Annotated in this window: 13 protein-coding genes; 8 read left to right on the top strand and 5 right to left on the bottom strand. The window is 50.1% G+C overall.

Annotated features, from left to right (window positions below):
- Positions 1–91: 91 nt before the first annotated feature.
- The gene (gene argR / locus QUE74_RS20750; RefSeq protein WP_001257846.1) at positions 92–562 is read right to left on the bottom strand and encodes a transcriptional regulator ArgR; all 471 of its coding nucleotides are present in this window, start codon (positions 560–562) and stop codon (positions 92–94) included.
- A 434-nt stretch (positions 563–996) separates the two neighbouring features.
- Here argR and mdh point away from each other — a divergent pair, with 434 nt between their 5' ends.
- The gene (gene mdh, locus QUE74_RS20745; RefSeq protein ID WP_001354992.1) at positions 997–1935 is read left to right on the top strand and encodes a malate dehydrogenase; all 939 of its coding nucleotides are present in this window, start codon (positions 997–999) and stop codon (positions 1933–1935) included.
- Between the two features lie 62 nt (positions 1936–1997).
- Here the strand turns inward: mdh and degS are convergent, their stop codons facing one another.
- From degS to zapG, 3 genes are all read right to left on the bottom strand, one after another.
- Positions 1998–3065, bottom strand: a complete 1068-nt coding sequence (gene degS, locus QUE74_RS20740) for an outer membrane-stress sensor serine endopeptidase DegS (RefSeq protein WP_000497723.1) — start codon at positions 3063–3065, stop codon at positions 1998–2000.
- 89 nt (positions 3066–3154) lie between these two features.
- The gene (gene degQ / locus QUE74_RS20735) at positions 3155–4522 is read right to left on the bottom strand and encodes a serine endoprotease DegQ (RefSeq protein WP_001295271.1); all 1368 of its coding nucleotides are present in this window, start codon (positions 4520–4522) and stop codon (positions 3155–3157) included.
- Between the two features lie 154 nt (positions 4523–4676).
- Complete coding sequence (zapG, locus tag QUE74_RS20730) at positions 4677–5075, bottom strand: Z-ring associated protein ZapG (RefSeq protein WP_001295270.1); 399 nt, start codon at positions 5073–5075, stop codon at positions 4677–4679.
- 193 nt (positions 5076–5268) lie between these two features.
- Between zapG and zapE the strand changes: the two genes are divergently transcribed.
- The 5 genes from zapE (at position 5269) to sspB (ending at position 8986) form a co-directional block, all read left to right on the top strand.
- Positions 5269–6396, top strand: a complete 1128-nt coding sequence (gene zapE, locus QUE74_RS20725; RefSeq protein ID WP_001192341.1) for a cell division protein ZapE — start codon at positions 5269–5271, stop codon at positions 6394–6396.
- Positions 6397–6614: 218 nt separating this feature from the next.
- Positions 6615–7043, top strand: coding sequence for a 50S ribosomal protein L13 (gene rplM, locus QUE74_RS20720; protein WP_000847559.1), 429 nt, complete (start codon positions 6615–6617; stop codon positions 7041–7043).
- A gap of 15 nt (positions 7044–7058) precedes the next feature.
- A complete protein-coding gene (gene rpsI, locus QUE74_RS20715) occupies positions 7059–7451 on the top strand; it encodes a 30S ribosomal protein S9 (RefSeq protein ID WP_000829818.1) in 393 nt (130 codons plus the stop codon).
- A 393-nt stretch (positions 7452–7844) separates the two neighbouring features.
- Positions 7845–8483, top strand: coding sequence for a stringent starvation protein SspA (gene sspA, locus QUE74_RS20710; RefSeq protein ID WP_000257293.1), 639 nt, complete (start codon positions 7845–7847; stop codon positions 8481–8483).
- Between the two features lie 5 nt (positions 8484–8488).
- The gene (sspB, locus tag QUE74_RS20705; protein WP_000366126.1) at positions 8489–8986 is read left to right on the top strand and encodes a ClpXP protease specificity-enhancing factor; all 498 of its coding nucleotides are present in this window, start codon (positions 8489–8491) and stop codon (positions 8984–8986) included.
- Between the two features lie 43 nt (positions 8987–9029).
- Here the strand turns inward: sspB and dcuC are convergent, their stop codons facing one another.
- A complete protein-coding gene (dcuC, locus tag QUE74_RS20700) occupies positions 9030–10397 on the bottom strand; it encodes an anaerobic C4-dicarboxylate transporter DcuC (protein WP_000467031.1) in 1368 nt (455 codons plus the stop codon).
- 379 nt (positions 10398–10776) lie between these two features.
- On the opposite strand from dcuC, the gene nanR reads away from it, so the two are divergent.
- Both nanR and nanA read left to right on the top strand, forming a co-directional pair.
- Positions 10777–11568, top strand: a complete 792-nt coding sequence (gene nanR / locus QUE74_RS20695) for a transcriptional regulator NanR (protein WP_000523844.1) — start codon at positions 10777–10779, stop codon at positions 11566–11568.
- 121 nt (positions 11569–11689) lie between these two features.
- Positions 11690–12583, top strand: coding sequence for an N-acetylneuraminate lyase (gene nanA, locus QUE74_RS20690; RefSeq protein WP_000224719.1), 894 nt, complete (start codon positions 11690–11692; stop codon positions 12581–12583).
- The last annotated feature ends 98 nt before the right edge of the window (positions 12584–12681 follow it).

The following is a 12681-nucleotide window of genomic DNA, read 5'->3' as shown; positions in this document are numbered from 1 at the left end:
GCACTATTCGTTAAATTAATCGTAGGAGAAAGCAGGGGGATGAGAGGGAAAAGCAACATTTTCCCCGCCGCCAGAAGCGACGGGGCAGAGATTAAAGCTCCTGGTCGAACAGCTCTAAAATCGCTTCGTACAGGTCTTTGACGGTGAAACCGTTAGCAGGGGTAGTAAAGATGGTGTCATCGCCAGCGATGGTGCCCAGAATACCTTCTGCTTTGCCCAGTGAGTCCAGCAGGCGAGCAATTAACTGCGCCGCGCCAGGGCTGGTATGAATCACGACAACTGCATCGTTGTAGTCTATATCCAGCACCAGATTCTTCAATGGACTGGAGGTAGTTGGTACACCCAGTTCAGCTGGCAGGCAGTAAACCATTTCCATTTTGGCATTGCGTGTACGTACAGCACCAAACTTGGTCAACATCCGCGAGACTTTAGACTGATTAATATTGTCAAAGCCTTGCTCCTGCAACGCGGCGACGATTTCGCCCTGGGAGCTAAATTTCTCTTCTTTAAGTAATGCTTTAAATGCTTTAACTAGTTCTTCTTGCTTAGCCGAGCTTCGCATAAGTCACCCGATATGGTGGTTGATACAACATTATTGTGCATACAGATGAATTTTTATGCAAACAGTCAGCCCTGAAGAAGGCTGAAATAATGTTATGAAAGAGCGGGATTTTATCAAATTTCGTTATTGAGAAACATGCCTGCGTCACGGCATGCAAATTCTGCTTAAAAGTAAATTAATTGTTATCAAATTGATGTTGTTTTGGCTGAACGGTAGGGTATATTGTCACCACCTGTTGGAATGTTGCGCTAATGCATAAGCGACTGTTAATTACGTAAGTTAGGTTCCTGATTACGGCAATTAAATGCATAAACGCTAAACTTGCGTGACTACACATTCTTGAGATGTGGTCATTGTAAACGGCAATTTTGTGGATTAAGGTCGCGGCAGCGGAGCAACATATCTTAGTTTATCAATATAATAAGGAGTTTAGGATGAAAGTCGCAGTCCTCGGCGCTGCTGGCGGTATTGGCCAGGCGCTTGCACTACTGTTAAAAACCCAACTGCCTTCAGGTTCAGAACTCTCTCTGTATGATATCGCTCCAGTGACTCCCGGTGTGGCTGTCGATCTGAGCCATATCCCTACTGCTGTGAAAATCAAAGGTTTTTCTGGTGAAGATGCGACTCCGGCGCTGGAAGGCGCAGATGTCGTTCTTATCTCTGCAGGTGTAGCGCGTAAACCGGGTATGGATCGTTCCGACCTGTTTAACGTTAACGCCGGCATCGTGAAAAATCTGGTACAGCAAGTTGCGAAAACCTGCCCAAAAGCGTGCATTGGTATTATCACTAACCCGGTTAACACCACAGTTGCGATTGCTGCTGAAGTGCTGAAAAAAGCCGGTGTTTATGACAAAAACAAACTGTTCGGCGTTACCACGCTGGATATCATTCGTTCCAACACCTTTGTTGCGGAACTGAAAGGCAAACAGCCGGGCGAAGTTGAAGTGCCGGTAATTGGCGGTCACTCTGGTGTTACCATTCTGCCGCTGCTGTCACAGGTTCCTGGCGTTAGCTTTACCGAGCAGGAAGTGGCTGAACTGACCAAACGTATCCAGAACGCGGGTACTGAGGTGGTTGAAGCGAAAGCCGGTGGCGGGTCTGCAACCCTGTCTATGGGCCAGGCTGCTGCACGTTTTGGTCTGTCTCTGGTTCGCGCACTACAGGGCGAACAAGGCGTTGTCGAATGTGCCTACGTTGAAGGCGACGGTCAGTACGCACGTTTCTTCTCTCAACCGCTGCTGCTGGGTAAAAACGGCGTGGAAGAGCGTAAATCTATCGGCACCCTGAGCACATTTGAACAGAACGCGCTGGAAGGTATGCTGGATACGCTGAAGAAAGATATCGCCCTGGGCGAAGAGTTCGTTAATAAGTAATTGATTAGCGGATAATAAAAAACCGGAGCACAGACTCCGGTTTTTTGTTTTGAGCGCACGACTTAATTGGTTGCCGGATATTCCTGAATGGTGACCTGCAGCGTTAACTGCTTATCATCACGCATCACTACAACCGGGATCACCGAGCCAGGGCGAATTTCCGCCACCTGATCCATCGTCTCCAGAGCAGAGATGGCCGGTTTGTTATCCACCGAAATAATCAAATCATTGACCTGAATACCCGCATTCGCCGCCGGGCCGTCAGGTGACACTTCATTAACCACGATCCCTTGCAGTTGATCTATACCACCGCCCTGCGCGTGCAGTGGTGCGATCTCACGTCCGCCGATACCAATGTAGCCGCGGATCACGCGACCATCGCGGATCAGCTTATCCATAATTTTGGTTGCTAACTGGAAAGGAATCGCAAAGCCGATGCCTTCCGGCGTTTCGCCATCGTTACTCTTATCAAACGACAGCGTGTTAATGCCCATCAGTTCGCCCAGCGAGTTCACCAGTGCGCCGCCAGAGTTACCGTGGTTAATGGAAGCATCGGTTTGCAGGAAGTTTTGCCGCCCGGTCGGGTTCAGACCAATTCGACCCGTGGCACTAATAATCCCCTGGGTAATGGTCTGCCCGAGGTTGTACGGGTTACCGATCGCCAGGACCACGTCACCAATGTGCGGTACGCGACGTGCATTGATTGGAATGGTAGGTAAACCGCCAGTGGCATTAATTTTAAGTACCGCCAGATCGGTTAGAGAGTCAGATCCCACCAGCAATGCTTCAAATACACGTCCATCTTGTAAGGCGACGATGATCTGATCGGCGTCGTTGATGACGTGTTTATTGGTGATGATATAACCGCGTTGATCCATGATTACACCGGATCCCAGGGTGCGGATCTCAAGCTGGTTGTGAGAGTTGGTGTTCAAACCACGGTTGTAAACGTTAACCACCGCTGGCGCGGCGCGGCGAACCGCCAGATTATAGCTGGCAGGCGTCTCATCGGTACTGTCAAATTGCGGAGTGGAAAGCGGGTTAAGGCTGCGCAGCGAAGGCATGGCAACCAGCAGAATAGCGCCGACAATTAATCCAATCGCAACGGAACGTAAGAGCTTCACAAACATGATGGAGGCGTCATTAAAAAAGGGAACGGCAGCAGCATACCACGAGTTAACCGGACATCACACGTCAGCCTGATGCCCGGTTTACGACATTAACGCATCAGCAAATAGATGCTTTCATTGCCGCGTACAATTTGCAGGGCGATGATGGCCGGTTTTGCCGCCAGCACTTTACGCATTTCAGCAATCGAGTTCACCCGATCGCGGTTGACACCAATGATCACATCGTCTTTTTGCAAGCCTGCCTGAGCAGCTGGGCTTCCTTTGACAACCTCATCGATCTTAATACCTTTGCCGCCATCTTTTAGCTGACCATCGCTCAACGTTGCACCTTCCAGCGCTGGCGTGATCATTTCAGCACTGGCTGACGAAGAGGTACTGGTATCGAGCGTCACTTCTACTTCCAGTGGTTTGCCATTACGCAGCAGGCCGAGCTTTACTTTCGTGCCCGGCTCGGTGGTTGCGATACGAGAGCGCAACTCAGCAAAGCTATTCAGTGGTTTGCCGTTGAGGCTGGTAATAATATCGCCCGCTTTGACGCCCGCTTTTGCCGAGCCAGAACCTGGCAGCACTTCGCTGACAAACGCGCCACGCTGTACGTCAAGGTTGAAGGCTTTGGCGATATCGGCACTCATCTCGGTGCCTTTGATGCCTAACAGACCGCGTTTGATTTCACCAAAGTCGATAAGCTGCTGCGCCAGTGTTCGCGCCATATTACTGGGGATGGCAAATCCAATCCCGACGCTCCCACCGCCAGGCGCAAGGATTGCAGTGTTGATGCCAATTAACTCACCGTTAAGGTTTAACAGTGCACCGCCGGAGTTACCGCGGTTAATGGAAGCATCTGTCTGGATAAAGTTTTCAAGACCTTCAAGATTCAACCCGCTGCGGCCTAATGCGGAAACAATGCCAGAGGTGGCGGTTTGCCCAAGGCCAAATGGGTTACCGACCGCCACGGCAAAATCACCGACGCGCAATTTATCGGAGTCGGCAATAGCGATTTGCGTTAATTTGCTCGGGTTTTGAATTTGCAACAGGGCGATATCGCTCTGGTCATCGCTACCAATCAGTTTTGCATCAAACTCGCGCCCATCATTGAGCTGAATACTGATTTTCTGTGCCTGATTAATCACATGGTTGTTAGTCAGCACATAGCCTTTACTGGCGTTGATGATGACACCGGAGCCTAAACCTTCGAAAGGTTGTGCAGGTTGATCCGGTAAATCATCACCAAAAAACTTTTTGAATTCTTCCGGGATTTTCTGTCCCTGACTGGCCGTTCCTTCCACTCGTACGCTCACCACTGCCGGAAGCACTTTTTCTAGCATTGGAGCCAAACTGGGGAGGGGGGCCTGATCGGCAACCTGGCCTGGAATCGACGCAACGGCCTGAAATGACGCCGAGAGAGTTAACCCGACACTTAACGCTAATGCACTCAACAGCTGGGTTTGTTTTTTCATTATTCCTGCTCTCGTACCTGAATGATAAGAAAAGAGATTCAAAACAGTTTGATGTTATTGAATTTTCAGACGGCTAACAATGAGACACCAGATTAAATGATAGTCGGGGGAGGGAAAGAAGAGGAGGGCGCAATGGCTGCGCCCGAAAAATAAATTAGTCGCGCTTCGCGCCAGTACGCAGCAGGCCTGACGCGCCTTCAGAATAGTCGCGTGGCATTTGCACCGGTGCCTGATCGTTGCTGGCTTCAGACTCTGCCAGACGATTACGGAACGGGTTTGCTTCAGCAGACAGTTCCGGCAGCAGGCTGCTGGAGCTTTTCGCCATGTGTTGATACAGCTGGCGATAGTCGTGCGCCATGGTATCCAGTAATTCCGCGCTGCGGGCAAAGTGGCTAACCAGCTCTTCGCGATACTCGTCCAGTTCAGCTTTATTCTTTTCCAGTTCGTACTGCAACGCCTGTTGCTGGCGTAGTTTACGATTACCAAAACGCATGGCCACAGCACCAATAATGATGCCGACGACTAACCCAATTAGCGCATATTCCCAGGTCATGAACATCTCCCGTTGTCTTTTGTTTCCGTAGGGTGTTGGCTTCAGGCTCCATGCCTGCGGCTGATTATGCCACTATAACCGTTAATTCCACAGAAGTGGAATCCCGACTGCATATCGCGTAGTGTAGAACGGCCTTTTTTTCGTCAACCGTGAACAACGGCGCACCGATTATTCAAGGAATAACAATAAGATCATGCAAAGCGTTACCCCAACATCGCAATACCTGAAGGCGCTCAATGAAGGCAGCCATCAACCCGACGACGTTCAAAAAGAGGCCGTCAGCCGCCTGGAAATTATTTATCAGGAACTCATCAATAGCACGCCTCCAGCCCCCAGGACGAGTGGGCTAATGGCGCGGGTCGGTAAACTGTGGGGTAAACGCGAAGACACAAAGCATACGCCAGTGCGTGGCTTATATATGTGGGGCGGGGTAGGACGCGGGAAAACCTGGCTGATGGACCTTTTCTATCAAAGCCTGCCGGGAGAGCGGAAACAGCGTCTGCACTTTCACCGTTTTATGCTGCGGGTACATGAAGAGCTAACTGCTTTGCAGGGGCAGACCGATCCGCTGGAAATTATTGCCGATCGCTTTAAAGCAGAAACTGACGTGCTCTGTTTTGACGAATTTTTTGTTTCTGATATTACCGATGCCATGCTACTTGGCGGCCTGATGAAAGCCCTGTTCGCCCGCGGTATTACCCTGGTAGCGACGTCAAATATTCCGCCGGACGAACTTTATCGAAATGGCCTGCAACGTGCGCGTTTTTTGCCTGCAATCGATGCCATTAAACAGCATTGTGATGTAATGAACGTGGACGCCGGTGTTGATTATCGACTGCGTACGCTCACTCAGGCGCACCTGTGGCTTTCGCCACTCAACGATGAAACCCGGACGCAAATGGACAAACTGTGGTTGGCGCTGGCGGGGGCGAAACGAGAAAATTCACCGACGTTAGAAATCAACCATCGGCCATTGGCGACAATGGGCGTCGAGAACCAGACGCTGGCGGTCTCTTTTACTACGCTGTGCGTCGACGCCCGTAGTCAGCATGACTATATTGCGCTCTCACGCCTCTTTCACACGGTCATGTTGTTTGATGTACCAGTTATGACGCGGTTGATGGAGAGCGAAGCGCGGCGCTTTATTGCGCTGGTGGATGAGTTTTACGAGCGCCATGTCAAATTAGTGGTGAGTGCAGAAGTGCCGCTGTATGAAATTTATCAGGGCGATCGGCTGAAGTTTGAGTTCCAGCGTTGCCTGTCACGTCTGCAAGAGATGCAAAGCGAAGAGTATCTGAAGCGCGAGCATTTGGCGGGTTAAAACCTGCCACAAATCACAAAAAGGGGTCGATCTTTGACCCCGACTTCTCTATAATCCTGCGACCCCACGTTACAAGAAAGTTTTTTTCCCAAAACTTTTTGTGTGCTGGCATAGGCTATTCGAAGGGGTAGGTTTGCCGGACTTTGTCGTGTGAACCTCAACAATTGAAGACGTTTGGGTGTTCACCAACGTGTAACTATTTATTGGGTAAGCTTTTAATGAAAACTTTTACAGCTAAACCAGAAACCGTAAAACGCGACTGGTATGTTGTTGACGCGACCGGTAAAACTCTGGGCCGTCTGGCTACTGAACTGGCTCGTCGCCTGCGCGGTAAGCACAAAGCGGAATACACTCCGCACGTAGATACCGGTGATTACATCATCGTTCTGAACGCTGACAAAGTTGCTGTAACCGGCAACAAGCGTACTGACAAAGTGTACTATCACCACACCGGCCACATCGGTGGTATCAAACAAGCGACCTTTGAAGAGATGATTGCTCGCCGTCCTGAGCGTGTGATTGAAATCGCGGTTAAAGGCATGTTGCCAAAAGGCCCGCTGGGTCGTGCTATGTTCCGTAAACTGAAAGTTTACGCGGGTAACGAGCACAACCACGCGGCACAGCAACCGCAAGTTCTTGACATCTAATCGGGATTATAGGCAATGGCTGAAAATCAATACTACGGCACTGGTCGCCGCAAAAGTTCCGCAGCTCGCGTTTTCATCAAACCGGGCAACGGTAAAATCGTAATCAACCAACGTTCTCTGGAACAGTACTTCGGTCGTGAAACTGCCCGCATGGTAGTTCGTCAGCCGCTGGAACTGGTCGATATGGTTGAGAAACTGGACCTGTACATCACTGTTAAAGGTGGTGGTATCTCTGGTCAGGCTGGTGCGATCCGTCACGGTATCACCCGCGCTCTGATGGAATACGACGAGTCCCTGCGTTCTGAACTGCGTAAAGCTGGCTTCGTTACTCGTGACGCTCGTCAGGTTGAACGTAAGAAAGTCGGTCTGCGTAAAGCACGTCGTCGTCCGCAGTTCTCCAAACGTTAATTGGCTTCTGCTCCGGCAGAAAACAATTTGCGAAAAAAACCCGCTTCGGCGGGTTTTTTTATGGCTAAAATCTGAATCAGCGTAAAAAAAGGAATGTTGATTTTTGCTGTCGCCTGACAGACAGAAAACAAAAACCACATCGCCGATAAGGGACTAAGTCAACCATTTCAGACTAAAGCGCATCTCTTTTTCCCCATTTCCGGCATCGACTCACCACAAAGGTCACAAAATCTGGTAAACTATCATCCAATTTTCTGCCCAAATGTCGGGTATTGCTCATTTTTTGTTTGATTTTCGAACAAAGAGAGTCGTTCCTTACTGGGTAACACAACTTCTGACTGGCCACCTGGTGGCTGGTAGCAGTAAAAATTCTGACTATACCTGGAGGTTTTCATGGCTGTCGCTGCCAACAAACGTTCGGTAATGACGCTGTTTTCCGGTCCTACTGACATCTATAGCCATCAGGTCCGCATTGTGCTGGCTGAGAAAGGTGTAAGTTTCGAGATCGAACACGTGGAAAAGGACAATCCGCCTCAGGATCTGATTGACCTCAACCCGAATCAGAGCGTTCCGACCCTGGTGGATCGTGAGCTGACCCTGTGGGAATCTCGCATCATTATGGAATATCTGGATGAGCGTTTCCCGCATCCGCCACTGATGCCTGTTTACCCGGTAGCTCGCGGTGAAAGCCGTCTGTACATGCATCGCATCGAAAAAGACTGGTACACGCTGATGAACACCATCATCAACGGTTCAGCTTCTGAAGCAGATGCCGCACGTAAGCAACTGCGCGAAGAACTGCTGGCGATTGCGCCGGTCTTCGGTCAGAAGCCGTACTTCCTGAGCGATGAGTTCAGCCTGGTCGATTGCTACCTTGCTCCGCTGCTGTGGCGTCTGCCGCAACTGGGCATCGAGTTCAGCGGTCCGGGTGCGAAAGAGCTGAAAGGCTATATGACCCGCGTCTTTGAACGTGACTCTTTCCTTGCTTCTTTAACTGAAGCAGAACGTGAAATGCGTCTGGGCCGGAGTTAATCTGTATGGATTTGTCACAGCTAACACCACGTCGTCCCTATCTGCTGCGTGCATTCTATGAGTGGTTGCTGGATAACCAGCTCACGCCGCACCTGGTGGTGGATGTGACGCTCCCTGGCGTGCAGGTTCCTATGGAATATGCGCGTGACGGGCAAATCGTACTCAACATTGCGCCGCGTGCTGTCGGCAATCTGGAACTGGCGAATGATGAGGTGCGCTTTAACGCGCGCTTTGGTGGCATTCCGCGTCAGGTTTCTGTGCCGCTGGCTGCCGTGCTGGCTATCTACGCCCGTGAAAATGGCGCAGGCACGATGTTTGAACCTGAAGCTGCCTACGATGAAGATGCCAGCATCATGAATGATGAAGAGGCATCGGCAGACAACGAAACCGTTATGTCGGTTATTGATGGCGACAAGCCAGATCACGATGATGACACTCATCCTGACGATGAACCACCGCAGCCACCACGCGGTGGTCGACCGGCATTACGCGTTGTGAAGTAAAATGAAAACAGGCCCTGGCGGCCTGTTTTGTCTTTTTAATCGCTTAATAAAATAGCGTGATAGTGGCAATCATATTCACCACGAAACCGACTGACATGGGGATCGCTGTCCGCTTCACTACCGCAAAAGGCGAAACGCCTGCAATTCCTGACGTAACGACCACCACCGCAGTAATCGGCGAAACAGCGCGCGCTAGCGTCGTGGCAAAATGCATCGGCATAATCATTACAACCGCTGGTACATGTAGTCCGGCTGCGATATTCGGAATAAGACTGGCAAATGACATAAATGGCGCATTGCCTGAGCCCATCACAATGGCACAAATGGCAATGACCAGCGCCATAATAATCATCACGCCAATACCGCCCAGACCAGAATGCTCCGCCCCCCTGATAACCGCATCGACAGTGCCAATCGTCGTTAAGCCTTTCGCAAATATTTCACCCGCGACCACCAGCGTTACCACGTTGGCAAACTGCGTACCCATGCCGTCAAAAAACGCCTGCACATTGTCCATTGTTTCGCGCAAATTATGCTTGCGGAAAAACTCAACAAACATCGTCACCGTCAAACTCAGTAACATCACCACCACCAGATGCAGTTCTGACTGCATCAGTCCAGCGTGGGCGAGGAACAGCGAGCCGAGCATCAGGATTAACGGCATCACCGGTAAAATGGCGTAATAGAGCGGCGGGACATTATCGAGAGCTTTTTGCTCCGCCTGCTCGTGATTGATATTTTTATCTTTTTTGTCAAAAGCGCGTTGCACGAAAAAGTGAGAGATCGCTACCGAGATAATGACGCAAGAGGCGACCGGAAGCTGGTAGTGGAAGAAGTAAGTGGCAATTTTCATTCCTGCCACCTGGGCCGCAAAAATAGAGTTCGTTTCCAGAATCCCCCACTCAATGGACATCGTGGTTGCGATAACTGCCACCGCAGAGAGTCGACTTACTCCCAGACTCACTAGTGTTGGAAATAAGGTGACCATCAGCAACATACCCAGACCGGAGGCGCTGGTAATAAACTGCGCCATGATTTGGCCGATAACGTAAGTTGCCGACAGAATAAGATACGGCGAGCGAATGAGTTTTAACGGGCGGCTTAACAAGCTCACCATCGCCCGACTGGCTCCTATGCGCTCCATGTAGCGGGCATACCCGCCCACAGCCATAATCGACAACCCTAACCCGGCAATGCGGTTGGACAGCATGCGCAGGATTTCATTATAAATATCGACGATCAAGTAGCCGCTGCTTTTGGCGGGATCGAGTACTCCACCGAACCCTAACCAGACACCGCACATCATCAGGAAGATACCTGCGGCAGCCAGCACCACTTGAGGTTTGTAGTTTTTCAGGATCAAATAGCCCATCGTCATTAATACGATGACAGATATAATTATGCCGAACATTGTTGAACTCCGTGTCAAAAGAAAACGGTCAATCCCATAAACGGCAGATTGAAAACAGTGATGTTATATTTTTTGCAAGGCTATTTATGGTGTTGGTGTCGTATTTTTTAATTCTGGATGAGGCGATTTTTCATTATAAAATATGCATTTATGATTATTTTGTAAGAACATATTCGTAATATTCATAATGCTTGTGAATAGTCTTATGAATAATTCATTCAGGATGTTTTTATCGGCGTTACACTAATTTTCGCAATAGTTAATTATTACGTTAATTATGATAATAATGAGACACAAAGAGAAAAAACCGCCATTTCCCCCTACTTTCAATCCTGTGATAGGATGTCACTGATGATGTTAATCACACTGACCTTACAGAATGGGCCTTATGAACGCATTTGATTCGCAAACCGAAGATTCTTCACCTGCAATTGGTCGCAACTTGCGCAGCCGCCCGCTGGCGCGTAAAAAACTCTCCGAAATGGTGGAAGAAGAGCTGGAACAGATGATCCGCCGTCGTGAATTTGGCGAAGGTGAACAATTACCGTCTGAACGCGAACTGATGGCGTTCTTTAACGTCGGGCGTCCTTCGGTGCGTGAAGCGCTGGCAGCGTTAAAACGTAAAGGTCTGGTGCAAATAAACAACGGCGAACGCGCTCGCGTCTCACGTCCTTCTGCGGACACCATCATCGGCGAGCTTTCCGGCATGGCGAAAGATTTCCTTTCTCATCCTGGCGGGATTGCCCATTTCGAACAATTACGTCTGTTCTTTGAATCCAGCCTGGTGCGCTATGCGGCTGAACATGCCACCGATGAGCAAATCGATTTGCTGGCAAAAGCACTGGAAATCAACAGTCAGTCGCTTGATAACAACGCGGCATTCATTCGTTCAGACGTTGATTTCCACCGCGTGCTGGCGGAGATCCCCGGTAACCCAATCTTTATGGCGATCCACGTTGCCCTGCTCGACTGGCTGATCGCCGCACGTCCAACCGTGGCTGATCAGGCTCTGCACGAGCATAACAACGTTAGCTATCAACAGCATATTGCGATCGTTGATGCGATCCGCCGCCACGATCCCGATGAAGCCGATCGCGCGTTGCAATCGCATCTCAACAGCGTCTCTGCTACCTGGCACGCCTTCGGTCAGACCACCAACAAAAAGAAATAATGCCACTTTAGTGAAGCAGATCGCATTATAAGCTTTCTGTATGGGGTGTTGCTTAATTGATCTGGTATAACAGGTATAAAGGTATATCGTTTATCAGACAAGCATCACTTCAGAGGTATTTATGGCAACGAATTTACGTGGCGTAATGGCCGCACTCCTGACTCCTTTTGATCAACAACAAGCACTGGATAAAGCGAGTCTGCGTCGCCTGGTTCAGTTCAATATTCAGCAGGGCATCGACGGTTTATACGTGGGTGGTTCTACCGGCGAAGCCTTTGTACAAAGCCTTTCCGAGCGTGAACAGGTACTGGAAATCGTCGCCGAAGAGGCGAAAGGCAAGATTAAACTCATCGCTCATGTAGGTTGCGTCAGCACTGCTGAAAGCCAACAGCTTGCGTCTTCAGCCAAACGTTATGGCTTCGATGCCGTCTCCGCCGTCACGCCGTTCTACTACCCTTTCAGCTTTGAAGAACACTGCGATCACTATCGGGCAATTATTGATTCGGCGGATGGGTTGCCGATGGTGGTGTACAACATTCCGGCGTTAAGCGGCGTTAAACTGACCCTGGATCAGATTAACACTCTGGTTACGTTGCCTGGTGTCGGCGCGCTGAAACAGACCTCTGGCGATCTCTATCAGATGGAGCAGATCCGTCGTGAACATCCGGATCTGGTGCTCTATAACGGTTACGACGAAATCTTTGCTTCTGGTTTGTTGGCGGGCGCTGATGGTGGTATCGGCAGTACTTACAACATTATGGGCTGGCGTTATCAGGGTATCGTGAAGGCGCTGAAAGAAGGCGATATCCAGACCGCGCAGAAGCTGCAAACCGAATGTAATAAAGTCATTGATTTACTGATCAAAACGGGCGTATTCCGCGGCCTGAAAACGGTCCTGCACTATATGGATGTCGTTTCTGTGCCGCTGTGCCGCAAACCGTTTGGTCCGGTCGATGAAAAATATCTGCCAGAACTGAAGGCGCTAGCCCAGCAGTTGATGCAAGAGCGCGGGTGAGTTGTTTCCCCTCGCTCGCCCCTACCGGGTGAGGGGAAATAAACGCATCTGTACCCTACAATTTTTATACCAAAGCGTGTGGGCATCGCCCACCGCGG

This window comes from Escherichia sp. 10290, assembly GCF_030295155.1.
In the GTDB taxonomy this organism is placed as follows: Bacteria; Pseudomonadota; Gammaproteobacteria; order Enterobacterales; family Enterobacteriaceae; genus Escherichia; species Escherichia coli_F.
This window is presented reverse-complemented; position numbering and strand designations above follow the sequence as displayed.